This is a genomic window from Pseudoflavonifractor phocaeensis (assembly GCF_021531815.1).
GTDB lineage: Bacteria > Bacillota > Clostridia > Oscillospirales > Oscillospiraceae > Lawsonibacter > Lawsonibacter phocaeensis_A.
In genome coordinates this window covers 1-26826 of sequence record NZ_JADYUM010000001.1, presented here as the reverse complement: position 1 = coordinate 26826, position 26826 = coordinate 1, and the positions used below count along the sequence as shown (strand labels likewise).

General features: G+C 62.6%; 21 protein-coding genes. 13 read left to right on the top strand and 8 right to left on the bottom strand.

Going from position 1 to position 26826, the window contains the following annotated elements; genetic code table 11:
* Positions 1 to 739: 739 nt before the first annotated feature.
* The 4 genes from I6E42_RS00105 to ylxM form a co-directional block, all read right to left on the bottom strand.
* Positions 740 to 970, bottom strand: coding sequence for a KH domain-containing protein (locus I6E42_RS00105; RefSeq protein ID WP_235369670.1), 231 nt, complete (start codon positions 968 to 970; stop codon positions 740 to 742).
* A 20-nt stretch (positions 971 to 990) separates the two neighbouring features.
* A complete protein-coding gene (rpsP, locus tag I6E42_RS00100; RefSeq protein WP_008980139.1) occupies positions 991 to 1230 on the bottom strand; it encodes a 30S ribosomal protein S16 in 240 nt (79 codons plus the stop codon).
* Positions 1231 to 1312: 82 nt separating this feature from the next.
* Positions 1313 to 2698, bottom strand: a complete 1386-nt coding sequence (gene ffh / locus I6E42_RS00095) for a signal recognition particle protein (RefSeq protein WP_235369669.1) — start codon at positions 2696 to 2698, stop codon at positions 1313 to 1315.
* A 3-nt stretch (positions 2699 to 2701) separates the two neighbouring features.
* Positions 2702 to 3067, bottom strand: a complete 366-nt coding sequence (ylxM, locus tag I6E42_RS00090; RefSeq protein WP_235369668.1) for a YlxM family DNA-binding protein — start codon at positions 3065 to 3067, stop codon at positions 2702 to 2704.
* A gap of 184 nt (positions 3068 to 3251) precedes the next feature.
* On the opposite strand from ylxM, the gene I6E42_RS00085 reads away from it, so the two are divergent.
* On the top strand, positions 3252 to 10421 hold the full coding sequence (locus I6E42_RS00085; protein ID WP_235369667.1) for a GH36-type glycosyl hydrolase domain-containing protein: 7170 nt from the start codon (positions 3252 to 3254) through the stop codon (positions 10419 to 10421).
* A gap of 46 nt (positions 10422 to 10467) precedes the next feature.
* Here the strand turns inward: I6E42_RS00085 and I6E42_RS00080 are convergent, their stop codons facing one another.
* The gene (locus I6E42_RS00080) at positions 10468 to 11094 is read right to left on the bottom strand and encodes a class I SAM-dependent methyltransferase (RefSeq protein ID WP_235369666.1); all 627 of its coding nucleotides are present in this window, start codon (positions 11092 to 11094) and stop codon (positions 10468 to 10470) included.
* A 220-nt stretch (positions 11095 to 11314) separates the two neighbouring features.
* On the opposite strand from I6E42_RS00080, the gene yfmF reads away from it, so the two are divergent.
* The 8 genes from yfmF (at position 11315) to recO (ending at position 20187) form a co-directional block, all read left to right on the top strand.
* The gene (yfmF, locus tag I6E42_RS00075; RefSeq protein WP_235369665.1) at positions 11315 to 12598 is read left to right on the top strand and encodes an EF-P 5-aminopentanol modification-associated protein YfmF; all 1284 of its coding nucleotides are present in this window, start codon (positions 11315 to 11317) and stop codon (positions 12596 to 12598) included.
* 3 nt (positions 12599 to 12601) lie between these two features.
* Positions 12602 to 13885, top strand: coding sequence for an EF-P 5-aminopentanol modification-associated protein YfmH (gene yfmH, locus I6E42_RS00070; protein ID WP_235369664.1), 1284 nt, complete (start codon positions 12602 to 12604; stop codon positions 13883 to 13885).
* A complete protein-coding gene (gene lgt / locus I6E42_RS00065) occupies positions 13882 to 14907 on the top strand; it encodes a prolipoprotein diacylglyceryl transferase (RefSeq protein WP_235369663.1) in 1026 nt (341 codons plus the stop codon). The genes yfmH and lgt overlap by 4 nt, the downstream gene beginning before the upstream one ends.
* A 3-nt stretch (positions 14908 to 14910) precedes the next feature.
* Positions 14911 to 15753, top strand: coding sequence for a bifunctional methylenetetrahydrofolate dehydrogenase/methenyltetrahydrofolate cyclohydrolase FolD (folD, locus tag I6E42_RS00060; protein ID WP_235369662.1), 843 nt, complete (start codon positions 14911 to 14913; stop codon positions 15751 to 15753).
* Positions 15754 to 15999: 246 nt separating this feature from the next.
* Positions 16000 to 17628 carry a gamma-glutamyltransferase family protein gene (locus tag I6E42_RS00055; RefSeq protein ID WP_235369661.1) on the top strand — a complete coding sequence of 543 codons (1629 nt, stop codon included), beginning with the start codon at positions 16000 to 16002 and terminating at the stop codon, positions 17626 to 17628.
* A 35-nt stretch (positions 17629 to 17663) separates the two neighbouring features.
* The gene (locus I6E42_RS00050) at positions 17664 to 18500 is read left to right on the top strand and encodes a putative RNA methyltransferase (protein ID WP_235369660.1); all 837 of its coding nucleotides are present in this window, start codon (positions 17664 to 17666) and stop codon (positions 18498 to 18500) included.
* 733 nt (positions 18501 to 19233) lie between these two features.
* Positions 19234 to 19389, top strand: a complete 156-nt coding sequence (locus I6E42_RS00045; protein ID WP_235369659.1) for a hypothetical protein — start codon at positions 19234 to 19236, stop codon at positions 19387 to 19389.
* A gap of 33 nt (positions 19390 to 19422) precedes the next feature.
* Complete coding sequence (recO, locus tag I6E42_RS00040; RefSeq protein ID WP_235369658.1) at positions 19423 to 20187, top strand: DNA repair protein RecO; 765 nt, start codon at positions 19423 to 19425, stop codon at positions 20185 to 20187.
* A 118-nt stretch (positions 20188 to 20305) separates the two neighbouring features.
* On the opposite strand, the gene rpmF is transcribed toward recO, so the two are convergent.
* Both rpmF and I6E42_RS00030 read right to left on the bottom strand, forming a co-directional pair.
* Positions 20306 to 20491 (bottom strand): 50S ribosomal protein L32, encoded by a 186-nt coding sequence (gene rpmF, locus I6E42_RS00035; protein ID WP_235369657.1) that lies wholly within the window; start codon positions 20489 to 20491, stop codon positions 20306 to 20308.
* A gap of 48 nt (positions 20492 to 20539) precedes the next feature.
* The gene (locus I6E42_RS00030) at positions 20540 to 21043 is read right to left on the bottom strand and encodes a YceD family protein (RefSeq protein ID WP_235369656.1); all 504 of its coding nucleotides are present in this window, start codon (positions 21041 to 21043) and stop codon (positions 20540 to 20542) included.
* Between the two features lie 158 nt (positions 21044 to 21201).
* Here I6E42_RS00030 and I6E42_RS00025 point away from each other — a divergent pair, with 158 nt between their 5' ends.
* Genes I6E42_RS00025 through era form a run of 4 tightly spaced genes read left to right on the top strand, consistent with a single transcriptional unit; the run spans position 21202 to position 24101 of the window.
* Positions 21202 to 22200: an RluA family pseudouridine synthase gene (locus I6E42_RS00025; RefSeq protein ID WP_235369655.1), complete on the top strand. Its 999-nt coding sequence runs from the start codon at positions 21202 to 21204 to the stop codon at positions 22198 to 22200.
* The gene (gene ybeY, locus I6E42_RS00020) at positions 22197 to 22685 is read left to right on the top strand and encodes an rRNA maturation RNase YbeY (protein WP_235369654.1); all 489 of its coding nucleotides are present in this window, start codon (positions 22197 to 22199) and stop codon (positions 22683 to 22685) included. Before I6E42_RS00025 ends, ybeY begins: the two co-directional genes overlap by 4 nt.
* 8 nt (positions 22686 to 22693) lie before the next feature.
* A complete protein-coding gene (locus tag I6E42_RS00015) occupies positions 22694 to 23161 on the top strand; it encodes a VOC family protein (protein WP_235369653.1) in 468 nt (155 codons plus the stop codon).
* A 37-nt stretch (positions 23162 to 23198) separates the two neighbouring features.
* Positions 23199 to 24101 carry a GTPase Era gene (gene era / locus I6E42_RS00010; protein ID WP_235369652.1) on the top strand — a complete coding sequence of 301 codons (903 nt, stop codon included), beginning with the start codon at positions 23199 to 23201 and terminating at the stop codon, positions 24099 to 24101.
* Positions 24102 to 25430: 1329 nt separating this feature from the next.
* Here the strand turns inward: era and I6E42_RS00005 are convergent.
* On the bottom strand, positions 25431 to 26826 hold a 1396-nt coding region (locus I6E42_RS00005), incomplete at its 5' end, for an LTA synthase family protein (protein WP_235369651.1).

Below are 26826 nucleotides of genomic sequence, written 5' to 3'. Positions count from 1 at the left end.
AAGGAAAAGTTTAGTTTTCTGAGGATTTCGCCTGCGGGCGGGACGGGGGATAGGGATGTTTCGCCCCCGGGCGAGGTACTTTTGTAGAGATACAAAAGTACCCAAAAAATCTCCGGGGCTTCGGCCCCGGTCCCCAAGGGGCGTCCTACAAAAAAGCCTTCCTTACGTCCGGCGCCCATCCCCTGGTTTTGCTGCCCCGCCATCCGGGCCTTCGGCCCTGAGCGGAGTGAATTTGAATACAGGCAACCGCTGAATACCGGCACCTGAGTTTCCGAATTGTGCGGCGTGATTCTTGGCTGCGCTGCCCCGCCCCGTTGTGCAAAACTTGATTCAGTGGCACGGCCCACCGGGCGGCCCCGGCGGGCCACGGAAGTAAGAAGCATCAAGAACAGGTTTTGCCTGTATCGAGGCGGGCTGTATTGCTGATCCCCCGTAAAACCTCCGAATTTTGCGAAGCAAAAGGCAGTGTGTTCCAAATCAAATTTTGCGGCTTGGGTTTCGCGCAGGGCCGCTGGGCTCCCGTAGTGGGGTCCGGGGGTAAGGCCGTTGGCGGCGGAGGGCGCAGCCCGAGGCCGGCCTGGCCGTCCCCCAGCCATCTTTTGGTGACTTTTGGATGGCTCCAAAAGTCACTCGCCACCGCAGCGGCGAAATCTCCTAACCCTATAAACTAAAATTTACCACACTGAATATCATTTTTCAGATAAAACAAAGGCGCAGGAAAACTCCCTGCGCCTTTGTTTTAGTCTACGATCTCCACAGAGACGCGTTTTCCGGACCGCTGGGCCATAGAGCGGATCAGAACACGGATCTCCTTGGCAATACGGCCCTGGCGGCCGATCACCTTGCCCATGTCCTCGGGGGCTACCCGCAGCTCCAGAACGGTCTCTCCGTCGCCCTCGACCTCGTTGACGGAGACCTGTTCGGGGTGCTCCACCAGGTTCTGGGCCACGTAGGTCAGAAGCTCTTTCATTGCGTGTAAAACCTCCAGCCTTACAGCGCGCCGGCCTTTTTCAGCAGGTCACGGACGGTCTCGGTGGGCTGAGCTCCGGTCTTGATCCAAGCCTGAGCGCGGTCCACGTCCACCTTCAGCTCGGCGGGGTTGACAACGGGATTGTAAGTGCCGATCTCCTCGATGAAACGGCCGTCACGGGGATAGCGGGAGTCAGCCACCACGATGCGGTAGAAGGGAGCCTTCTTGGCGCCCATACGACGCAGTCTGATTTTAACCATTTATATTCACCTCCAAATGTATTTGTAAGTTATATATGGAAAACACACGGGGGTGTTTTACCAACAAAGCGCGCGGCGGTGGTCAGAAGGGCAGTCCCATTCCGCCGCCCATGCCGGGCATCATGCCCCGGCCGCCCTTTTTGCCCATCATCTTTCTCAGATTCTTGGGCATCTTGCCGCCGGAGAACTGCTTGGTCATGGCCTGGAGCATTTCAAACTGCTTCAGCAGGCGGTTGACGTCCACCACCTGGAGCCCGCAGCCGGCGGCGATACGGCGTTTGCGGCTGGCATTCAGAACGTCGGGGTTTTCCCGTTCGTAGGGGGTCATGGACAGGATGATGGCCTCCATCCGCTGGAGGAGCTTTTCGTCCATGGTGGCCCCCTCCAGATCGGAGGCCTTCACGCCGGGGATCATTCCGGCGATCTCAGACAGAGAACCCATGTTTTTCAGCTGGGTCATCTGGTCGTAAAAATCGTTGAGGGTGAATTTGTTTTTTCGCAGCTTCTCCTGGAGTTCCAGGGCTTTCTTCTGGTCAAAGGACTGCTCCGCCTTCTCAATGAGGGAGAGCATGTCGCCCATGCCCAGAATGCGGCTGGCCATCCGGTCGGGATGGAAGACCTCGATCTGGTCCAGCTTTTCGCCCATGCCCACAAACTTGATGGGCTTGCCGGTGACTGCCTTGATGGAAAGGGCCGCGCCGCCGCGGGCGTCGCCGTCCAGCTTGGTGAGCACCACGCCGTCGATGTCCAGGGCGTCGTCAAAGGCCTTGGCCGCGTTCACCGCGTCCTGACCGATCATGGCGTCCACCACCAGCAGGATCTCGGTGGGATTGACGGCGGCTTTGATGTTCCGCAGCTCGTCCATCAGCTCCTCATCCACGTGGAGCCGGCCTGCGGTGTCCAGAAACACCATGTCGTTGCCGTGTTTGATCGCATGCTCCACAGCGGCTTTGGCGATGTCCACGGGGTCGGTCTGGCCCATCTGGAAGACGGGGATCCCCAGCTGCTCGCCCACTACCTCCAACTGCTTGATGGCGGCGGGGCGGTAAATGTCACAGGCAGCCAACAGGGGCCGCTTGCCGTTCTGCTTTTTCATCAGGCCGGCCAGCTTGGCGCCGTTGGTGGTTTTGCCGGCGCCCTGAAGGCCCACCATCATGACCACCGTGGGGGGCTTGGAGGCGATGGTCAGCTTGGTGCTGGTGCCGCCCATGAGCTCGGTCAGTTCCTGGTTGACGATCTTGATGATCATCTGGGCAGGGGAGAGGGCCTCCAGTACGTCGGCGCCCACCGCTTTTTCGGTGACCCGGGCGATGAACTGCTTGACCACCTTATAGCTGACGTCGGCCTCCAGCAGAGCCAGGCGGATCTCCCGCATGGCCTCCTTTACGTCGGCCTCGGACAGCCGGCCCTTGCCCCGCAGCTTTTTGAAGGCTGCGGACAGTTTTTCTGAAAGTCCTTCAAATGCCATGGGTTACTCCTTCAAAAGGGTGTCGGCGGCGTCCCGGATGCGGAGGGAGAGGACTTCCATCTCTTCGTCATCCCGCCGGGCGGACAGGTCCGCCAGCCGCTGGGCGTCGTCCCGGACCTGCCGGAGTTGTTCCGTCATGGTGTGGAAACGCTTGATGAGACCGGTCTTGTCCTCCAAATCGGTGAGGATGGCCTCGGCCCGGACGATGACGTCCCGGACGCCCTGGCGGGTGATGTTGTAATTCTCCGCGATCTCCCCCAGGGACAGGTCCTCGTTGTAATAGAGGTCGTAGAACTCCTTCTGCCGGTCCGTCAGCACATCGCCGTAAAAATCGAACAGCATCGCCATGCGGTAAGCCTGGTTTTTCATGGGTCCCGACCTCCTTATATTCTGAAATGTAAAGCTGATTAACTTTACAAACGGAATGATAGCACAGTTTGCCCTGTTTGTCAAGTCAAATTCCTTGACAACAAGAGCTGGTTTCTTTGGTATATTCACCCAGAGCCGGGGCAAACTGGATGGAAATCAGAAATTTATCCCTGGAGGTATTCTTATGTCCAATACGCCCAACGTCCCAATGGATGACGCCCATCTGGCCAACTATGCGGTCAATGCCGCCCGGGAATTGAAGCCTTCGGGATTCATCCCTGTAAAAAAATTGGAAGGGGCCATTCGAGACGCGTTGGAGAAGATGGAGCGTACCTGCCGCTGCCTGACCGAATGGAGCGCAGGGCGCACCACACTTCCTCCGGCCGTGGAGTGGCTGTTGGACAACCGCTATCTGGCGTTGCGGGAGGGCTGGGAGGCCGTGCGCTCCTTCCGAAAGGGCCGTCCTCTCCGGGGGACAGAGAATGGCATGTGTCTGTTGTGGCACTGCGCCCAGGGGCTGCTGTGGGCGGCGCCGAATCTGGAGAGCGGACAGGTGGCCCGGTATCTGTCCGCCTTCCAATCTGTGCTGCCCTTGAGCGAGCGGGAACTGTCTCTGTTCGTGCCGGCATTGGCCGGGGCGGCAGTGGAGCGGCTGGGAGAGCTGTGCGGCGATGTGGAAGCTCTGGAAGCGGGCAAGGGGGACGCGGGGAGTTTTGAGGCGCTGTTCTCCTCGCTGCGGGCCCTGTCCGCGGCCAATTGGGGGCCGGTGTTGGAGGGGGGCAGCCGGGTGGAGGCCATTTTGCGCCAGGACCCCTCAGGCCACTATCCCCACATGGATGAGGACAGCCGTCGCCGCTACCGCCAGCAGGTGTGCCGCCTGGCCAGAAAGTACCGGCTGGAGGAGGGTCAGGCGGCCCGCCGTGCGTTGGACCTGGCCCAAAAGGGGACTGGGGTCCGACAGCACATCGGCTGGTACCTCTACCGCCAGCCTCTGGGCAGAAAGGCGCGCCTGCCCTCCGGCGCGGGTTATGTGTGGGCGGTGTGCGGCCTGTCCCTGGGCGCGGCCCTGGCCATGGGCATATGGGCAAGGTCCTGGATGCTCCCTCTGCTCCTGCTGCTGCCCCTGTCCGACATCGTGAAAAATGTGCTGGACTTTGCCCTAGTGCGGCTGGTGCCGCCCCGTCCGGTGTTCCGGATGGAGCTGGAGGGCGGGATCCCCGCCCATGGCCGGACCCTGTGCGTGGTGGTGGCCCTGCTCACCGGGCCGGACAGCGGGCCAAAGCTGGCCGGCCTGCTGGAGCGGTACCGGCTGGCCAACCGGGACGCGGGGGCGGAACTGCGCTTCGGGATCCTGGCCGACCTGCCCGACAGCGGGCCCCCCATGGGGGAAACGGGCCGGGCTTGGGTGGAAAGCGCCAGGGAGGCAGTGGAACAGCTGAACCGGAAATACGGCGGCGGCTTCTACCTGTTCTTCCGCCGCCCCCAATTTAGCCCCCGGGATGAAAAGTACCTGGGCTGGGAGCGGAAACGGGGCGCCCTGCTCCAGCTGGTCCGCCTGCTGAAGGAACGGCCAACCGGTCTGGAGGTGGAGGCCGGGGACCGGGAGAGCCTGAGGGGAACCAAGTTTGTCATCACCCTGGACTCAGACACCAGCCTGAACGTGGGCACCGCCCGGGAACTGGTGGGGGCCATGCTCCACCCGCTGAACCAGCCGGAGGTGGACCGGAAGCGGCGGGTGGTGGCGTCGGGCCACGCCCTGTTTCAGCCCCGGGTGGCGGTGGACCTGGAAGCGGCCAACCGCTCCTTGTTCTCCCGGGTCTTCGGGGGACTGGGGGGTGTGGACCCCTACGGCTCTGCCGCCAGCGACGTATATCACGACCTCTTTGACCAGGGGACCTACACCGGCAAGGGAATTTTCCAGGTGGACGCCTTTTTCACCTGTCTGGACCGCCGTTTCCCGGAGAATGCCATTTTGTCCCACGACCTGCTGGAGGGCAGCTACCTCCGGGCGGGGCTGCTGGGGGAGGTGGAGCTCACCGACGGCTGCCCCTGGAAGGTGTACAGCTATTTCGCACGGCTCCACCGCTGGGTCCGGGGGGACTGGCAGCTGCTGCCGTGGCTGTTTTCCCGGGTGCCGGACGGCCAGGGAGGGGAGGAGGACAACCCGCTGACCCTGCTGGCCCGGTGGAAGATTTTTGATAACCTCCGCCGCTCCCTGTCTCCGGTGTTCACCCTGGCCGCTCTGGTGCTGGGCATCTGCCGGTGGGACGCGGCCTTTGCCTGGGCGGGGGGCGTGGCTGTGGTGGCCGCCGCCTCCAACCTGCTGCTGTCCGGGGCGGAGCTGGCTGCCCGGCGGCGGAACGGCAAGCACCGCCGTTACCACTCCACCGTCATCGCCGGACTGGCGGGGGCGGTCCTTCAGACCGCCTTCCAGCTGCTGTTCCTGCCCTACCACGCCTATATCTGCGCCTCTGCCGCCTGCACCGCCCTGTGGCGGATGGGGGTGTCCCACAAAAACATGTTGGCCTGGGTGACGGCGGACCAGGCGGAAAAGGGGAAGGACAGCTTGTGGTCCTACTATCAAAAGCTGTGGTTCTCCGTGGCGGTGGGGCTGTTCACCCTGGTGTCTGCCCGGCTGCGCCTGGGCATGGCGGTGGGCTTCCTTTGGCTGATGGCCCCCGCACTGGCCTGGGCCATCAGCCAGCCCTCTGCCGGAGGGAAAAAGCTGTCTCCCTCCGACCGGGCATTCCTGCTCCATGAGGCCACCCTGATCTGGCGGTATTTTGCCGACTTCCTCCAGCCCGGGGACCACTGGCTGCCGCCGGACAACTGGCAGGAGCAGCCCGGACCCGTGCTGGCCCGGCGGACCTCGCCCACCAATATCGGCCTTGCCCTCCTGTCCGCCATGGCGGCGGCTGACCTGGACCTGCTGTCCCGGCAGCGGGCGGCGGAACTCATTGCCCATATCCTGGACACGGTGGAGGGGCTGGATAAATGGAGGGGACACCTGTACAACTGGTACGACACGGCTTCCCTGTGTCCCCTCCACCCCAGGTATGTGTCCACCGTGGACAGCGGCAACCTCCGGGGCTGCCTCATTGCCCTGGGGGAAGGGTTGCAGGAGTGGGGAGAGGAGGACCTGTCCCGCCGGTCCATGGCCTTGGCCGGGGCCATGGACTGCGCCCCCCTTTATGACCGGGACCGGAAGCTGTTTTCCATCGGCTACGAGGTGGAGCGGGAGAAGCTCACCGGCGGCTATTACGACCTGATGGCCAGCGAGGCCCGGCAGACCAGCTATATCGCCATCGCCCGGGGCGAGGTGGAGCCCCGGCACTGGCGGCGGCTGGGGCGGATGCTGCTGGGGGACAACGATTACAGCGGCATGGCCTCCTGGACGGGGACCATGTTCGAATACTTCATGCCCAACCTGCTCCTGCCCTGTGAGCCCAACTCCTTTCTCTATGAGACGCTGGCCTTCTGCATCTACGCCCAGAAACGGCGGGGAGTCAAGACCAAGACCCCCTGGGGCATCTCCGAGTCGGGGTTTTACGCCTTTGACCCGGCCATGAATTACCAGTACAAGGCCCACGGGGTCCAGGTTCTGGGACTGAAGCGGGGGCTGGATTCCGAACTGGTGGTGTCTCCCTACTCCTCTTTCCTGGCCCTCCTCCTGGCCCCACGAAGCGCCCTGGCCAACCTGCGCCGCCTGCGGGATATGGGGCTGGAGGGCCGCTATGGCCTGTACGAGGCGGTGGACTACACCCCCTCCCACCTGCACGGCCGGGAGGACTATGAGGTGGTCCGTTCCTATATGTCTCACCATTTGGGCATGAGTCTGGTGGCCATTGACAACGCGCTGCGGGACAATATCATGCAGAAGCGGTTCATGACGGACCGGGACATGGCGGCCTACCGGGAACTGCTCCAGGAGCGGGTGCCGGTGGGGGAGCCGGTGACCCGCCAGCGGGACCGGGACATTCCGGAGAAACCCAAGCCGGTTTCCGGTCCCGGCCTGGAGCGGACGGGGGAGGACTGGGGGCTGCTGTACCCCCGGTGCCATTTGGTATCCAACGGCAGCTGGTCCGTCCTGGTCCGGGACAGCGGCCTGACCGACTCCAGACTGTGGGACGACCAAGTCACCCTGGCCGGACCGGGGGAATACTACGCCCCGGCGGGCGTGTCCTTTTTCTTTCAGGGAGAAAGGGAGCTTTTCGGCCTGACCCCCGCCCCCCTGTATCAAGATGGAGAGTACCGCTGGGAGTTTTACGCCGCCGGGGCCGCATGGACCCTCCGCCGGGGCGGCCTGACCGCCCGTACCACGTTGTCCGTCCCGCGGCGGGAAAACGGGGAATTACGCAGGGTGGAGTTGACCTGGGAGGGGACGCAGCCGCTGGTGGGAGAGCTGCTCCTGTACCTGGAGCCGGTGCTCTGCCCCCTGCGGGATTTTGCGGCCCACCCCGCTTTTTCCCGGCTGTTCCTGGAGGGACAGCGGACGGAAGGAGGCGTCCTGTTCTGCCGGCGTGCCCGGAGCGGGAGCCGGGAACCGGTGCTGGCCGTTCTGTGGGACGGTGAGGAGGCTGACCTGGCTCTGGACCGGGAGGCGGCTTTGGGCCGGGGCGGGCTGCGGGCTCTGCCCGGGCGCAAACCGGGCCCCCTGGGCCAAGGAGTGGGGACCGACCCCTGTCTCATGGTCCGGTTCCCGGTCACCCTGGGGCCGGGAGAACGGGCCGCCTTCGCCCTGGCCTTGGCGGTGGGGGACAGACCCGAGGTAGCCGCTGAGGAGGCCCGCCGGGTCCTCAGGGGTGGGGAGCCAGGAAGTCTGGCCCCTCTGGTACGGCGGCTGTCCCTGACGGAACTCCAGGCCCTGGAGGGCTTTCGCCTGCTGGACAAGCTGGCGGCCCGGGAGGAGGACAAGGAGCGTCCGCCCCAGTCCTCTCTGTGGCCCTTTGGCATCTCCGGGGACCTGCCCATCGCCGCCGGTCCTGTGGCGGGACAAGAGGAGCAGGAACAGGCCCTGCTGTGGTGCCGCTGGCACCAGCTGCTGACCCGGTCCGGGTATCCCTTTGACCTGGTCCTGGTGGTGGAGGAGGGAGGCGACTACCGCCGTCCCCTGCGCACCGCCATTCTGGAGGGGCTGAAGGAGTTGGGAGCGGAGTCGGCCCTGGGGGCCAAGGGAGGCGTCCATCTGGTGGGCAAGGAGGGGGCACCTGCGGTGCTGGCCTGGGCCAAGGCGGTGCTGCCCCTGCCCCGGGAGACGGAACCTGCCCGGCAGGAGAAAATCGTCCCGCCGACTCCGGTAGAGGTGGCTCCCGGTCCCGCCCCCTGGCGGCTGGAGGGTGACACAGTCTCCATTCAGACAGGGGACCGGCTGCCCCCGGTGGGGTGGAGCCAACTATTATGTAATCCGGAATTCGGCTGGCTCACGGACGAGACGGGGGCGGGCTTCCTGTGGACCGGCGGCAACGCCCGGGAGGGCAGGCTGACGCCCTGGACCAACGATCCCCTGGCGGTGGGTGGCCCGGAGCGTATCCTGCTGGACCTGGAAGGGGGAGAGGTCTCCGTGTTCGCGGCGGGAGACGGCCTGCCCTGTACCGTCACCTACGCTCCCGGCGCGGCCCGGTGGGAGAAGCGGCTCAAAAACGGCACGCTGCTTACCCGGGGTTTTGTCCCCACGGGGGAGAATTACCGCACGCTGACCTTTATCCTGACCGGAACCTCCGGCGTGCTGAGAGTATGTCTGAAAGGACGGGAGCTTCTGTCCCATCCTTTGGCCCAAGACTTGCCGCTGACGCTGCTGGCCACCCCCGGGAAGAACGGGCCGGAGTACCGCTTTACTCCCAGGCGGCTGGACGGTGCCCGGGAGGAGACGGCGGACTGGTGGAAGAACAAGGTGTCGGCACTGCGGGTGAATACCCCGGACCCCGCCCTGGACCGCTATCTGGGCGGCTGGTGCCTGTACCAGGTGGCGGCCTGCCGCCTGATGGCCCGGACCTCCCAGTACCAGAACGGCGGAGCCTACGGCTTCCGGGACCAGCTCCAGGACGCGGCCGCTCTGCTCTGGACTTGGCCGGAGCGGACGAGGGAACAGCTTCTGCTGGCCGCGTCCCGCCAGTTTGAGGAGGGGGACGTCCAGCACTGGTGGCACCCGCCCCACGGAGCCGGAGTCCGCACCCGGATCAGCGACGACCTGCTTTGGCTGCCCTGGGTCCTGAGCCGCTACTGCGCCGTCACAGGGGATTGGTCGGTTCTGGATGAGCGGGCGCCCTATCTCGCCTCTCCTCCCTTGGCCGACAGAGAGATGGAGCGGTACGAGGTCCCCCGGGCCAGCGAAAAGGAGGACAGCCTGTACCGCCACGCCCTGGCCGCTGTCCGCTGTGTCCTGGAACGGGGACCCGGCCCCCACGGCCTGACCCTCATGGGAGGCGGAGACTGGAACGACGGCATGAACCGGGTGGGGGCCGGAGGAAAGGGGGAGTCGGTGTGGCTCACCTGGTTTCTGGTGGTGGTCCTGCAGGAATTCGCCCCCCTCTGCCGCCGCGTGGGGGAGGAGAAGAGGGCGGAAGAGCTGCTGAAACGGGCGTCGGAATATCTGTCCGCCGCCCACCGTGCCTGGGACGGAGCATGGTACCGCCGGGGCTACTATGATGATGGGACCCCGCTGGGCTCCGCCCAAAGCCGCCGGTGCCAGATCGACTCCATCGCCCAATCCTTCGCCGCCCTGCCCCAAGGCGCGGACCGGGAACAGGCAGACCGGGCGGTGTCCGCCGCCCTGGACCGGCTGTTCGACCGGGAACACCAGGTGGTCCGGCTCTTTGACCCGGCCTTTGACGGCGGGGAGGACCGGGACCCGGGCTATATCAAGGGCTATCCCGCCGGGGTCCGGGAGAACGGGGGACAGTATACCCATGCCGCCCTCTGGCTGGCCCTGGCCTGCTTCCGGCTGGACCGGGCAGGGGAGGGCTGGGAGGTGCTGCGGGCCCTGCTGCCTGAGCACCATCCCACCCGGGAATACCGGGCAGAGCCCTACGTCATTGCCGCCGATGTGTCCTCTGCACCCGGCCGGGAGGGCCGGGCGGGCTGGAGCTGGTACACCGGTGCGGCGGGCTGGTACTGGCAGGTGGCGGTGGGGGAGCTGCTGGGCCTGAAGGTCCGGGAGGGCCGCCTGTTTGTGAAGCCAAACCTGCCCCCGGATTGGCCCGGATATTCTGCCCAGTGGACTTTGCACGCCGGGCTGCTCCGCATCCGGGTGCGGCGGACGGGCAGCTCCTCCGTCCTGCTGGACGGGGCCCCTGTCCCAAACGGTGTTCTCCTGTCGGAGCTGAAAGGAGAACACGGGCTGGAGGTCACCCTGTAAAGACGGAAAAAAACCGCCCGCCGGAAAACCGGCGGGCGGCAGAACATCATTCCTTTTGCGCGGCCACGAACAGGTTGGGGGGAGCGGGAAACAGGTTTTCCCGGTCTAGAACAGCAAAGCCGTTTTGGGCAATGGTCCGCTCCAGCCCCTTCATGGTGTAGAAGGCCACATAGGGCATGGAGCCGGTGCGGCTCTTCCAGAACTTCTTGAGGCCCGCTTTTGTCGGCTTCTGGCCCAGACAGTCGGTGGCGGAGAGGAACATGCCGCCGGGCTTGAGCAGCTCCCGGATGCGGGCGAAGACCCTGGCCGGGTCGTCCACATAACACAACACGTTGAAGGCGGTGACTGCGTCAAAGGTCTCCGGCTCCAGACAGGGGTCAAACAGGTCGGTCTGGGTAATTTCCACGTTGGGGAACTGCCCGCCCTCCAGCTTCTTGCTGGCCTGGGCCACCATCTCGTCGGAGATGTCGATGGCCCGGATGTGGGCCACATGGGGGGCAAGCTGCAGGGTGACGATCCCGGTGCCGCAGGCGAAGTCCAGCACCTGGTCCCCGGGCTTGAGGTATTTTAATGTGTTGTTTGCCGTCCGGGTATAGGCGTCCTCATAGAGGGGGCCCACCTGGTCGTCGTAATTGCGGGAGCGCATATTCCAAAACTCTCTGGGGTCAGTCATGGGGCTGGTCCTTCCTTTCCAAATTCGGCTGGCACCATTATACAATGGGGCGGACTTCAAAACCATACCAAGCGGGGCTTTTTTAAAAATTTTTTGGACCGGGTATACCCTATTTCGGTGACATCAACCAACTATCACACTTTACTTTTTGCCACCAGTCGTGGTATGATATGTCCATCTGCGAATTTTGCCATTTTCCCGGAGAAAGGAACATCCTTATATGTCACAAACGGAACGCCGGGAGCTGTTCCCCGGCGTGTGGCTGCGTACAGTCCACACGGATAAATTTAAAAGCGCTTACCTGTCCATTACGCTGATGGCCCCCCTGGACCCCAAGACGGCGGCGGCCAACGCCCTGGTCCCCTCGGTCCTGCGCCGGGGCACCGGGGTCCATCCGGACATGGAGTCCCTGTCCGCCGCCCTGGACCAGCTGTACGGCGGCGCCATCGAGCCGGTGGTCCGGAAGAAGGGGGAGACCCAGTGCGTGGGCTTCGTGGCCAGCTTCCTGGACGACGCCTACGCCCTGGAGGGGGAAAAGATCCTGGAGCCCGCCGCCAACCTTCTGGGTGAGGTGCTGCTGAAGCCCTACACCCGGGACGGCGCCTTTGATCCCGACTACACTGCGGGGGAAAAGGCCAATCTGCTGGACCGCATCCGGGGCCAGATCAATGACAAGAGGACCTACGCCACCCACCGCCTGACCCAGCTCATGTGCGGAGAGGAGTCCTTTGGGGTGGACAAGCTGGGGGACGAGGCCCATGTGGAGGCCATCGCCCCCGCCTCCCTGTGGCGGCGGTATCAGGAGCTGATGCATGAGGCCGCTGTGGAAGTCTACTACTGCGGCTCCGCCGCGCCCGGCCGGGTGGAGGAGGCCATGCGCTCCGCTCTGGCGGGCCTGCCGGTGAATGAGGACCGGCTGGACCCGGACTGCGAGGTGCGCATCTCCGCCGGACCTGAGCCCCGGGTGATCGAGGAGGCCATGGACGTGACCCAGGGCAAGCTGGCCATGGGCTTCCGCACCGGCGGCCAGACCTGCTGGGAGGAGGACTATCCCGCCTTGGTCCTGTGCAACGCCATCTTCGGCGGCACAACCCTGTCCAAGCTGTTCCTCAACGTGCGGGAGAAGCTGTCCCTGTGCTACTACGCCAGCTCCATGCTGGAGAAGATGAAGGGGCTGGTGCTGGTGTCCTCCGGCATCGAGTTTGACAAGTACCAGCAGGCCCGGGATGAGATCATGACCCAGCTGGACAACATCCGTGCGGGCAAGATCGAGGACTGGGAGCTGGAGGGGGCCCGCCGTACCGTGGTCAGCAGCCACCTGGCCGCGCTGGACGACCAGGCCCGCCAGGAGGAATTCTGGCTGGGTCAGGCGGCGGCCGGGCTGGACGACACCCCGGAGGAATTGGCCGCCCGGTTTGAGGCCGTGACCCGGGAGCAGGTCATGGCGGCGGCCCAGCGGCTGGAGCTGGACACCATCTACTTCCTGAAGGGAAAGGAGGACTGACCCATGGAACAGGTGAATTTTTCCCGGGTGGGGGAGAAGATGTACCACCAGGTGCTGGAAAACGGCCTGAATGTCTTTGTGTTCCCCAAGCCTGAGTTCCAGAAGGGCTATGCCTTCTTCGCCACCAACTACGGCGGCATGGATATGCGCTTCTTCCTGGATGGGGAGTGGCACGATACCCCCGCCGGAGTGGCCCACTACCTGGAGCATAAGATGTTCGATACCAAGGAGGGCAACGCCCTACAGGAGCTGGCGGCCAACGGGGCCAGTCCCAACGCCTTCACCAGCTCCGCCATCACCGGCTACTACTTTGAGTCCACCGAAAAGTTTGAGGAAAACCTGCGTATCCTCCTGTCCTTCGTCTCCGTTCCCTGGTTCACCCAGGAGAGCGTGGACAAGGAGCAGGGCATCATCGGCCAGGAGATCGGCATGATCCAGGACAACCCCGACTGGAAGGTGTTTATGAACCTGATGGCCGCCCTGTACAAGCGCCATCCCATCCGGGTCAGCGTGGCGGGCAGCGTGGAGTCCATCTCCCATATCACCGCCGATACCCTCTACGCCTGCCACAAGGCATTTTACGACCCGGCCAACATGACCCTGTGCGTGGCGGGCAATGTGGACCCGGAGCACATCTGTGACGTGGCCCGGGAGATCCTGCCCAGGGAGGCCGGCCCCATCGCCCTCAAGGACTACGGGGAGAAGGAGAGTGATCGGGCGGCCCAGAGCGTCATCGAGACCGCCATGGAGGTGTCCACCCCCATTTTCCAGCTGGGCTATAAGGGCGCCGCCCCCGAGAAGGGGGAGGGGGACTTGAAGCAGCAGCTGGTGGCCGAACTGGCCATGGAGGCCCTGACGGGCAACTCCAGCCCCTTGTACGCCAAGCTGTACCGGGAGGGCCTCATCAACCAGAACTTCGCTTACGGCTATGAGAGCTACCCCGGCTGCTCCTTCCTGTACGCCGGAGGAGAGTCAAAGGATCCCTACGCCGTCCGCAAGGCGATCGCCGGCGAGGCCGCCCGGATCGGCCGGGAGGGCATCGATCCCCAGCTGTGGGAGCGGCTGAAAAAGGGCCTCTACGGGGCCAAGGTCCGGGGCTTGAACTCTTTTGAGAACCTCTGTGTGGGGCAGGCCCAGGCTTTCTTCGCCGGATTTGACTACCTGCGCTTCGCCGACCTGTTCGCCTCCGTCACCAAGGAGGACGCGGAGAAGCTGATCGAGAACTGGGTGACCGACGAACGGACCGCCCTGTCCCTGGTGACGCCCAAGAGGGGGAAGGAAGCATGACGAACGTGGTCTCCTTCCCCGGACTGGGGCTGGAGTTTACCCTGAACCGGGTGGCCCTCACCATTCTGGGCCGGCCCATCTACTGGTATGGAGTCATCATCGCCTCCGGGCTGCTGCTGGCGGTCTTCCTGTGCATCAGGTGGGCCCCCCGCTTCGGCATCAATGAGGACCAGATCATCGACATGATGCTCTTCGCCGTCCCAGCCGCCCTGGTGGCCATCCGGGTCTACTATGTGGTGTTCAACCTGGACCTGTACCGGCTGGAGGACGGCTCCCTGGACTGGGGGGCTATTTTCCGGTACAGTGACGGCGGCTTGGCCATCTATGGGGCCATCATCTCCTCGGCCATTGTGCTGCTGATCTTCTGCCGCGTGCGGAAGATCAGCTTCCTGGCCTATGCCGACCTGGGGGTCCACGGCCTGTTCATCGGCCAGCTCATCGGCCGGTGGGGCAACTTCATGAATGTGGAGGCCTTCGGCGACGTTACTACCCTGCCCTGGCGGATGTGTTCCCCCTCCATCGCGGAATACACGCTGGCCCACGGCTACGTGGACGAGGCGGGGGCCCAGGCCATCCTGTCCGGCAATTTGGGCGTGCACCCCACCTTTTTCTATGAGTCGGCCTGGAACCTGGTGGGCTTGATTGCGGTCTACTGGATCGGGAAAAAGCGGAAATTTGACGGCCAGTGCTTCCTGTTTTATTTCTTCTGGTACGGCCTGGGCCGGGCCTGGATCGAGGGCCTGCGTACCGACAGCCTGTACTTCTTCGGCCTGGAACTGTTCGGCGCTCCCATCCGCACCTCCCAGATGTTTGCCGTCCTCACGGCGGTGGCCGCGGCGGTGGCCATGGTCTGGATGTGGCGGAGGAACCTGCGCAGCCCGTCGGTGCTCTATGTGGGCCGGCTGGCCGCCCGCCAGAAGGCGGAAAATGGGGAGGCCGCCCCGGAAACGGCCGACAATCAAAGCGAGCATCCGGCAGACGAGAACAGAAAGCCTCCTGCGGATGACGGCAAGGAGGAATGAGCCATGTCTGCTGTGATCATGGACGGAAAGGCCCTGGCGGCCAAGATCAAGGACCACGTGCGGGAGCAGGTGGAGAAAATGGACCGGAAGCCAGGCCTCGCCGTGGTGCTGGTGGGGGAGAACCCCGCCTCCAAGGTCTATGTCAACGGAAAGAAGAAGGACTGCAGCCAGTGCGGCATTTACAGTGAGGAGTATGTGCTCCCTGGCGAGACCACACAGGAGGAACTGCTGGACCTGATCGGGGCGCTGAACCAGCGGGAGGACATCGACGGCCTGCTGGTGCAGTTCCCCCTGCCGGGACATCTGGACGGCAAGGCGGTGGAACTGGCCATCCGACCGGACAAGGACGTGGACTGCGTCCACCCGGCTAACATGGGCTATCTGATGATGGGGGAGGAGACCCTCTGGCCCTGCACCCCAGCGGGGGTGATGCGCCTGCTGAGCGAGTATGAGATCGACCCCAGCGGCAAACGCTGCGTGGTGGTGGGCCGGTCCAACATCGTGGGCAAGCCTCAGGCAATGCTCATGCTGTGGGGAGACGCCACCGTCACCGTCTGCCACACCAAGACGCCGGACCTGGCGGCGGAGTGCCGTCAGGCGGATATTCTGGTGTCTGCCGCCGGCCATACGGGCCTGGTCACCGGCGATATGATCAAGCCGGGGGCCGTGGTTGTGGACGTGGCCGTGAACCGGAACACCGAAGGCAAGCTCTGCGGCGACGTGGTCTTTGAGGAGGCGCTGGAAAAGGTCTCCTATATCACCCCTGTCCCCGGCGGCGTGGGCCCGGTGACCCGGGCCATGCTGATGGAGAATACCCTCCGGGCTGCCCGGCGTCACGGGAAATAAGATACATACGAAAAAGCGCCCGCTCCAGTGAGCGGGCGCTTCTGTTTCCACCGGCGGGCGGAGATAAAATTTCTCCGTCCCGCTGTTCAAAGAGATCGGTTTTTAGTATAATAATGTCTGCTGGATCGACCCCATTGCGGTTTGTTCGTGCGGCGGCCGCCGCACGATCCCAGCAAAAGACATATAACCTTGTTCAGGATGGATAATCGTAATAAAATCAGTGAAAGGGAAAAGGAGAAATGCGCCATGCCTCAGTTTGATCCCCAGAAATACGCCTATCCCTCCCACCGGAATGTGGTTTACGCCCGCCATGCCATGGCCTGCACGTCGGTGCCTCTGGGGGCCCAGATCGGCCTGGACGTGATGAAAGCCGGGGGCAACGCCATGGACGCCGCCGTGGCCATGGCCTCTGCCATGCCCCTGCTGGAGCCCACGGGAAACGGCCTGGGGTCCGACTGTTTCGCCCTGGTGTGGGTGGAGAAGGAGAAGAAGCTCTACGGCCTCAACGCCAGCGGCGTGGCCCCCATGGCGCTGGACGCCCGGACGGTGCGGGACCTGGGCTATACGGAGATGCCCAGGGCGGGCTGGGTGCCCACCATGGTCCCCGGCGCTCCCGCCGGCTGGGCGGAGCTGAACCGCCGCTTCGGAACCAAGCCCCTGTCTGAGCTGTTCGCCCCCGCCATCTCCTACGCCCGGGAGGGCTGCCCGGTGTCTGTCAACCTGGAGCCCCAGTGGGTCAAGGACTCCGCCCGCATCGCCGCGGCCATGGAGAAGGACCCGGCTCCCCACGCCTACTGGTGGAAGTCCTTTATGAAGGAGGACGGCTCCCCTTACCGGGCGGGCGACCTGTTCCGCTGGGAGGAGTACGCCCAGACCCTGGAGGAGCTGGCGGCCACCGACTGCGAGAGCTACTACCGGGGGCCGTTGATGGAGAAGATCGTCGCCTTCAGCCGGGAGACCGGGGGATATTTCTGCGAGGACGATTTCAGAAATTACCATCCGGCGTGGGTGGAACCCATCACCGCCGACTACAAGGGCTACACCATTTGTGAGATCCCGCCCAACGGCCACGGCATCACAGTCCTTATGGCCTTGAACATCCTGAAGGGGTTGGAGCTGTCCGGGGAGAAGGAGTGCGCTGATACATACCACAAAATTCTGGAGTCCATCAAGCTGGCCTTCGCCGACACCAAGACCTATGTGGCCGACCCCCGTTACATGAGGACTAGGGTGGAGGATATGCTCTCCGAGGAGTACGCCGCCCGCCGCCGTGCCCTGGTCACCGGCAAAGCCCTGATGCCCGAAGCGGGAGACCCCTCCTGCGGCGGCACCATTTACCTGTGTACCGCCGACCCCTTCGGCAACATGGTGTCCTTCATCCAGAGCAACTACACCACCTTCGGCGCGGGCGTTGCCATTCCCGGTACCGGCATCTCCCTGCAAAACCGGGGCGCCAACTTCTCCCTGGACCCCAACAGCGACAACTGTCTGGCCGGGGGCAAGAAGTCCTACCACACCATCATCCCCGGCTTTATGCTCGAGGACGGGGAGGCGGTGGGCCCCTTCGGCGTCATGGGAGCCTTCATGCAGCCCCAGGGCCACGTTCTGGTGGCGGTGAACACCATTGATTACCATATGAACCCCCAGGAGGCCCTGGACGCGCCGCGGATGCAGTGGATAGGCGGCAAGCACATCCAGCTGGAGCGGGAAGTTCCCGCCCATGTGGGAAAGAAGCTGGCGGAGATGGGCCACGAGGTGGAGGTAGTAAACAGCAACATCGACATGGGCCGGGGCGAGATCATCTGGCGGACGGACAACGGCCTGCTGGTGGGCGGGACCGAACCCAGGTGTGACGGCACCGTGGCGGCCTGGTAACGGCCCGGCTGACCTGAGACAATGAGGTGAAGTGTTTGAAAAGCCTGTTTTGCTGTCCCCTGTGCGCCGGGCCGCTGGAGAGGGAGGAGCATCAATACCGCTGTCCTGCCGGACACTGTTTTGATATTGCCGCCGCCGGATACACCCATCTGCTCCCGGCCAACCGGAAGCACTCTCAGAACCCGGGGGACGACAAGGAGATGGTGGCCGCCCGGTCGGCCTTTCTGGAGAAGGGGTATTATGCCCCTCTGCGGGATGCCCTGTGCCATCTGGTGGTCCGGGAGTCGGGGGAGGAGCAGAGCCCGGTGCTGCTGGACAGCGGCTGCGGCCAGGGGTACTATACCGAGGGACTGTTCCATGCCCTCACCGGGGCGGGGAAGAAACCCGGGATGGCCGGGGTGGACCTGTCCAAATTTGCCCTGCGCCGGGCGGCCAGGCGGCTGCCCCAGGGGGAGTTTGCCGTGGCCTCGGTCTACCGCCTGCCCTTGGCGGACCGGAGCGTGGACATCCTGACCAACGTGTTTTCTCCCCTGGCGGCGGAGGAGTTCGCCCGGGTCCTGAAACCCGGGGGACTGTACTGCTATGTGGTCCCGGCCCCGCGGCACCTGTGGGAGATGAAGGAAGTTTTATACGAGCAGCCCTATGAGAACCCGGCCAAGCGGGAGGACTACCCCGGCTTCCTCTGGCAGGGGGTGGAGCAGGTGCGGGGGCGGATCACGCTGGAGAATGGGGCGGACATCATGGCCCTGTTCGGAATGACACCCTACGCCTGGAAGACTCCAAAGGCAGGGGTGGAACGGCTGAAAGAACTGCATCAGCTGGAGACAGGGATCGGGTTTGACATTCATTGGTACCGCAGAAAGGATGACTAAATTTTAGTTTATAGGGTTAGGAGATTTCGCCGCTGCGGCGGCGAGTGACTTTTGGAGCCATCCAAAAGTCACCAAAAGATGGCCGGGGGACGGCCAGGCCGGCCTCGGGCTGCGCCCTCCGCCGCCAACGGCCTTACCCCCGGACCCCACTACGGGAGCCCAGCGGCCCTGCGTGAAACTCAAGCCGCAAAATTGATTTGGAACACACCGCCTTTTTGCTTCGCAAAATTCGGAGGTTTTACGGGGGATATGCAATACAGTCCGCCTCGATACAGGCAAAACCTGTGCTTGTTGTGTCTTACTTCCGTGGCCCGCCGGGGCCGCCCGGTGGGACGTGCCACTGAATCAAGTTTTGCACAACGGGGCGGGGCAGCGCGGCCAAGCACTACGCCACACAATTCGGAAACGTAGGCGCCGGTATTCAGCGGTTGCCTGTATTCAAATTCACTCCGCTCAGGGCCGAAGGCCCGGAAGGCAGGGCAGCAAAACCAGGGAATGTGCGCCGGACGTGAGGCAGGCTTTTTTGAAGGACGCCCCTTGGGGACCGGGGCCGAAGCCCCGGAGATTTTTTGGGTACTTTTGTATCTCTACAAAAGAACCTCGCCCGGGGGCGAAACACCCCTATCTCCCGTCCCGCCCGCAGGCGAAATCCTCAGAAAACTAAAATTTACCGCTTATAACGCGCCGTTTCAGCAGCCAGCCTAACGGTACAGAGAAAACGGGAGGCTGGGTCATGGATGAACGGGGTTTGTGGAGACTGTTTTTTATCACCGGACTGCCGGAGGCCTACCTGGCCATCCGGGGAGAGCGGGACGCGAAAAAAGCCCTCCCGGATCTGCCGTCCAAGACGGCGTTCAGCGGAGGCGTGCGCAGTCCGCGTCAAATCTGAGGGGCCAGCGGCCCCATACATAGGAGGGTGCCCATGCACACCACCACAAAGGCCTTGGTCCTCCGGTCCGTGGACTACAAAGAATCGGATAAGATCCTGACCCTTTTGACCCAGGACCTGGGCAAGGTCACCGCCTCCGCCCGGGGCAGCCGGAAGAAGGGCAGCCCACTCGCCGCCGGCTGCCAGCTGCTGTGCTGGTCGGAGATGGTGCTTTACGACTACCAGGGCCGCTGGACGGTGAAGGAGGCGGCCACGGAGCGCCAGTTCCGGGGCGTCCGGGACGACCTGGACAAACTGGCCCTGGCCTGCTATTTCGCCGAGGTCACCGAGCTGCTGGCGGTGGAGGATATGCCCAGCCCGGATCTGCTGTCCCTGATTTTGAACAGCCTTCATGCCCTGGACAAGCTGTCCAAGCCCCTGGAGCTGGTGAAGGCGGCCTTTGAATTAAAGGCTATGTGTCTGGCGGGGTATGAGCCTCTGCTGGACGGCTGTGCCGTCTGCGGGACCGAGCCGCCGGAGGACCCCCGGTTCCATTTGAAGGAGGGAGTCCTCCACTGCGCCCGGTGCCGGGATGAAGTGGGGGAGGGCATCTCCATGCCCTTGGACAGCCAGGCCCTGGAGGCCATGCGGCATATCGCCTACGGGGACCCCAAGCGGCTGTTCTCTTTCCGGGCGGAGGGGGAGATCCTGCGGCAGCTGGCCGACCTGACCGAGGCCTACCTCTACACCCAGTTGGAACGGGGTTTCCGCACCCTGGATTTTTATAAGCAGATGCGGATGGCGCCGGGAGGGACGTGAAGTCCGTTTCGGCGGAATAAAGTGCGCCTTCCCACGTCCTGCGCGGGAGAAAGAAGGCCGCGAACCATATAAAAAAGACTGCTGTACGGCGTACAGCAGTCTTTTTCGCAAAATTCACTTACTGGGCCTCGGCCTGGCCAAAGGTATGGCCATTGTAGGTCAGGCAATTTTTGCACATCCGGTGAGGCAGCCGGTAAGCCCCGCACTTGGGGCAGGTCACGATACCGGGAGTCTCCAGCTTCCAAACGGAGCTGCGCCGCTTATCGCGCCGGGCCTTAGACACTTTTCTCTTAGGAACCGCCATGGGTGACACCTCCTTCGGTTTTCGTGCCCATCAAGGCACTTCGACTACTCACTCAGCATCTTTATCCAACAGCTGCGCAAGGGCTGCCAGTCTTGGATCTACTTCAGGTCTGCACCGGCAGGGTTCCTCGTTGAGGTTGACTCCGCACCCGGCGCACAGCCCTTTGCAGTCGTCTGAGCAAAGGTTTTTGGTATCCATCGCGAGGACGAAGGCCGTGGTCACCACGTCGTCCAGGTCTAACTCGGTCCCTTCCAGCAGGATGATCTCGTCGTTTTCCTCATCCTCCAGGGTCTGAGCCACCAGACTGTCCAGTTGGACCGCCTTTTCCCGGGAAAACTCCTTCCCGCAGCGGTCGCAGGCCAAGTCCAGCACGGAACGGGCCGCCCCCTCCAGAACCAGAGCGCCGGCGTGGTTGGTCACGCTGCCCTCGGCCAGGACGGGCCGGGTGATGGGCTTGCGCCCATAGAACTCCAGGTCAGACAGGTCTACCTGAAATTGGAAGGTTTTCTTTGCGTCCGGGACGTGGATAATGTCTTTCAGTTCCAGACGCATGGCCTTCCTCCCCGGGGTTTGCCCCGTACTCGCATAATGGTACGGAGAGTATTATAAAGACATTTCCCAGACTTGTCAAACCTTTTTTTCATATATTGACAAAAACATTTTTTTGTGTTGCAATCTATGGTAGCTCATACCAAAGGACGGTTGGCGGAATGAAGGAATTCACCATTGGAAAAAACGACGCCGGGCAGCGGCTGGACCGCTGGCTTGCCAAGACCCTGCCCCTGCTGCCCGCCCCACTGGCCCAGAAGTATATCCGCCTGAAGCGGGTGAAGGTGAACGGAAAGGGCTCCAAGCGGGACGTGCGGCTCAATGTGGGGGATGTGCTGCAATTATATATCAACGACGAGTTTTTTGACAAGCCCACCCCGGAAAACGCCTTTCTGTCCCTGTACCAGCCCAAGCTGAACATCCTCTATGAGGACGAACACATCATGCTCCTGGACAAGCGGCCCGGGCTGGTGGTCCATCCCGACGAGAACGAGCGGGTGAACACCCTGCTCACCCACATCCAGGCCTATTTGTACCAGAAGAAGGAGTGGTCCCCCTACTGGGAGAACTCCTTTGCCCCCGCCCTGTGCAACCGCATCGACCGGAACACCGGGGGCATCGTCATCGCCGCCAAGACCGCCGAGGGCCTGCGGGTGATGAACCAGAAGATCAAGGACCGGGAACTGAACAAATACTACCTCTGCGCTGTCCGGGGGAAGCTGGAGCCCCGGGAGGGAAAGCTGGAGGGCTATCTTTTTAAGGACGAGGTGAAAAAACAGGTCTACGTCCGGTCCCGGCCCGAGCCGGGGGCCAAGACCGCCGTCACCTTATATAAGACCTTGGCGGTGAAAAACGGCCTGTCCCTGGTGGAATGTGACCTGATTACCGGCAGGACCCACCAGATCCGGGCCCAGTTCGCCGCCGCCGGACACCCCCTTATCGGAGACGGTAAGTACGGCAGCGAGCGGGACAACCGGAAATACGGCCGCCACGGCCAGGCCCTGTATTCCTATAAGCTGACCTTCCGGTTCACCACCGACGCCGGCCCCTTGGAGCATCTCAACGGCCGGACCTTCCAGGTGGAGAACGTGGACTTTGTGGAAGAATATTTCGGTTCCGTCCCGGGGGTGACCGGGCCGGGGGAGGAGAGAGAGCCATGAACCATGAGATCCTGTTTGACGCGGACGTGGAGGTCCCGGAGGGGCTGACCGGCCGGATGGAGGAAGTGATCTTCGCCGCCCTGGAGGCGGAGGGCGTGGAGCTGCCCTGTGAGATCAACGTCCTGCTCACCGATGACGAGGGCATTCACCAGGTCAACCTGGACATGCGGGAGGTGGACCGCCCCACCGACGTGCTGTCTTTCCCCATGTTTGAGCTGGAGCCCGGGGCGCCTCCCCAGGGGGAGGAATATCTGGACCCGGCCACGGAGCTGTGCCCCCTGGGGGACATGTGCATCTCCCTGGAGCGGGCGGAGTCCCAGGCGGCGGAGTTCGGCCACAGCCTGGAGCGGGAGGTGTGCTACCTCACCGTCCACTCGGTGCTCCACCTGCTGGGCTATGACCACCTGGACGAGGGCCCTATGAAGGCACAGATGCGGGCTAGGGAAGAGGCTATTTTGGGGACACTGGGCATCACCCGGGAATAGGAGGAGCAATGAAATTTCAGAATCCTCTTTTGGCGGTGACCGACCTGAAGCGGTCCATCCGGTTTTACCGGGAGGTGCTGGGTCTGCGGGTGATCCAGGACTTCGGGGCCAACGTCACTCTGACGGGCGGCGTCTGCCTCCAGACCCTGGACAGCTGGCAGGAGTTCCTTGGGGCCGGACCCGGGGACATCCGGTTTGGCGGCCGGGCGGCAGAGCTGTATTTTGAGGAGGATGACTTTGACGGCTTCCTGGCTAAACTGTCGGCATGTCCGGGAATTTCCTATGTCCATCCGCCCAAGGAGCACCGCTGGGGCCAGCGGGTGGTCCGCCTGTACGACCCGGACGGGCACATCCTCGAGGTGGGGGAAAACATGAAGACTGTGTGCCGGCGTTTTCTGGACAGCGGCATGACGCCTGAGCAGACCGCGTGCCGCATGGACGTCCCCCTGAAATTTGTCCGCTCCTGTATGCGCTGAATCAAGAACGCTCAAAGAAAGTTGAGGATCATCTGTTATGTCTACCATCAAAAAATCCGGAATCATCACCATCTGCGGGCGGCCCAACGTGGGCAAGTCCACTCTGACCAACGCCCTGGTGGGGGAGAAGGTGGCCATTGTCACCAACAAGCCCCAGACCACCCGGAACCGCATCTGCGGCATCAAGAACCGGGGAGAGTGCCAGTTCGTCTTTGTGGATACCCCGGGTCTTCACAAGGCCCGTACCCGGCTGGGGGACTATATGGTCAACGTGGTCAAGGAGTCCGTGGCCGACGTGGACGGGATCATGCTGCTGGTGGAGCCCATCCCCAACATCGGCGCTCCGGAGCAGCAGCTTCTGGACCGGATCAGAACGCTGAACTGCCCCTCGGTACTGGTCATCAATAAAGTTGACACCCTGGAGCAGAAAGAAAAACTGCTGGAGGTCATTTCACTGTACCAGCAGGCCTGTGACTTTACCGCAGTGGTCCCCATCTCCGCCAAGACCGGCGAGGGAGTGGAGGAGCTGCTGAACGTGCTGGAGGGCTTCCTGCCCGAGGGCCCCCAGCTGTTTCCGGAGGATATGACCTCCGACCAGCCAGAGCGGCAGATGATGGCCGAGATCCTGCGGGAGAAGCTGCTCCTCTGTCTGGACAAGGAGATCCCCCACGGGACCGCCGTGGAGATCACCCGGTTTTCCGAGCGGGACGATGAGGTGGTGGAGGTGGATGCCACCATCTACTGCGAGAAGAACAGCCACAAGGGGATCATCATCGGCAAGGGGGGCGCCATGCTGAAAAAGGTGTCCACCCTGGCTCGGCAGGACATGGAGCGGTTCATGGGGACCAAAGTGTTCCTTCAGACTTGGGTGAAAGTGAAGGAAAACTGGCGGGATAATCCGGCGGCCATTCAGAATTTTGGTTACCGCTGTGACAACTAATGGAAAAACAGGTGCATAATCCCACGAAACCTGTTCTCAATATTCCCCCCCTGCTCACCTTCAAATCAGCAATCACATCGTACTCTGAGAGAGTCTTGGATTTTAGCCCGGGGCTCTCTTTTCTATGCCTTGGATGGGAGAAAAGCGAGTAAAATCAAGGGGTTCGGAAGCTGATGAATCCATAAAATTTTAGTTTATAGGGTTAGGAGATTTCACCGCTGCGGCGGCGAGTGACTTTTGGAGCCATCCAAAAGTCACCAAAAGATGGCCGGGGGACGGCCAGGCCGGCTTCGGGCTGCGCCCTCCGCCGCCAACGGCCTTACCCCGGACCCCACTACGGGAGCCCAGCTGCCCTGCGCGAAACCCAAGCCGCAAAATTTGATTTGGAGCACACCGCCTTTTTGCTTCACAAAATTCGGAGGTTTTACGGGGGATCAGCAATATAGCCCGCCTCGATACAGGCAAAACCTGTTCTTGATGCTTCTTACTTCCGTGGCCCGCCGGGGCCGCCCGGTGGGACGTGCCACTGAATCTAGTTTTGCACAGCGGGGCGGGGCAGCGCAGTCAGGAACCACGCCGCACAATTCGGAGCCCCAGGCGCTGACATCCGGTGGCTGTTCTTATCCAAATTCGTTTCACTCAGGGCCGAAGGCCCGGAAGGTGAGGCAGCAAAACCAGGGAATGGGCGCCGGACGTGAGGCAGGCTTTTTTGTAGGACGCCCCTTGGGGGCCGGGGCCGAAGCCCCGGAGATTTTTTGGGTACTTTTGTATCTCTACAAAAGTACCTCGCCCGGGGGCGAAATATCTCCATCCCCCGTCCCGCCCGCAGGCGAAGTGTTCAAGTGCAAAAATCTCTCCCAGTATTTGGTGCACCTGGAAAGGCAAGGGCAGAGCCCTTGCCCTACATCACATAGGTTTTAGGTTCTATAGAACAATAAACTAAAATTTACATCATTGGATGAATTTGGCCATTTTGTCCGAAAAACGAACGGCGGGTGGGGATAAGGTTCACAAAATGTTCATGGAACGTTCTTCCTTTGGTGAAGAATCGTGGGAAAAAGGATGGTATACTGCAGGCGTCCTGGGAACAGAGAAAACCAATTGCCAAGGCCGGGAAGACCGGCACCTGCCGCCCGCCGTGTCTCTGGGCGGGCGGTCCGGTACATGATAGACCAGGGACCAGTTACTGCCTCCCTGCCGGCAGCGCCCCGGGGAGGCAGACCAAAGATACCCGCTCCGGCGGTAATGATAGATATGATATTCTCTTTCTCCCTCTCATGAAGACCGCCCGCCGGCAATCAGCCGGCGGGCGGTCTTTTGTCTGTCTGATTACGGCAGCCGGCTGTCTTCGGGCCGGTCGGAGCTGTTCCGGTGGGGATTCAGGAGGGAAAAGGCGGAGTGGTCTTCCTTGGGCGGCCCGTCCAAAGCGAGGCGGTAATAATCCTGGTCTAGGATCAGTGCCGAGTAGGCTACCCGGTTCTGAACATCAGCCACCAGGGAGGTCACCCGTTCCAGGTCGGGGTCCTGTCCGTCCCAGCGGGTAAACTGGTCCGTGACGGAGTTGTAGGTCCCCTCCTGGTTGAGAAAGCTGTAATTGGAGCATATGACCAGCCCGGGGGTGTCGGACAGAATGTCTGTGCCCATGACCAGCCGGGAGTCATACTCCAGGCCGAACAGGTTGGACAGAGTGGGCATTACGTCCAGGCTGGAGCAGTATTTGTCCACATACACCGTCTCCTCCATATCGGCGCTCCAGAGGATCAAGGTGTTTTCGTAGATCTCGAACACCGGGTCCACCGGGTGGCCCAGCAGTTCGCTGTACTCCTCGTCGGTGAGGCCGTAGGGGTAGTGGTCGGCGGACAGGACAATGACTGTGTCCTCCAGTTTACCGGCCGCCTCCAGCTGGGACACCAGGCTCTCCATGGCCAGCTCCAGCTCCATCTGGCTGGCCAGGTAGCACTTGACGGCGTCGCTGTACGGCAGGTCCTTCACCTCATCCCAGTGGAGGACGGACATGGCGTTCTCCTCCAGGGTATAATTCAGGTGTCCGCTCACCGTCAGGCAATAGACCATAAAGCGGTCCTCGTTGACGAACATGGGGACGATTTTCTCCATCATCATCCGGTCAGAGGGAGGGAAGGCGTTCTCCGCCTCCAGGAACTGCTGGGGAATGATGTCCTCCTCCTCCAACCCCTGGCCAAGAGCCACGTAATCATAGCCCATATTGGGGTGGGAGAGGTTGCGGTCATAATAGTCGTAGAGATAATCGTGAAAGGCCATGGTGCGGTAGCCCTGTTTGCGGAACTGGGTGCCCAGGGCAAAGGGCATGTAGTTGGAGGAAGACTGGGAGTAGCTCCACACGCCGGATTTGGGAATCAGCCCGGTGGTGGTGACATACTCACCGTCGGAGGTGGAGACGCCCCAGAGGGGCGTGTAGAAATTCTGGAACACGAAGCCTTGATGGGAGAGCTGCCAGAGGGTGGGGGTACGCACCGGGTCCATGGCCTGGGGGGAGAAGCCCTCCGCCACCACCCAAACCAGATTTTTCCCCGCGAAGCGGCCGGTCCACCGGTTCTTTTTACTGGGCTGCCGCTGGGCGAACCAGCGGTGGGCGGCCAGCAGCTCCTCGTTTTCCTCCCCGCGGATGAGAGCGTCAAAATCGATCTCCATCACATTGTATTCCTCGGGGGAGTAGCGGGGGGAGGCGGGAGAGTGGATGTAGGGG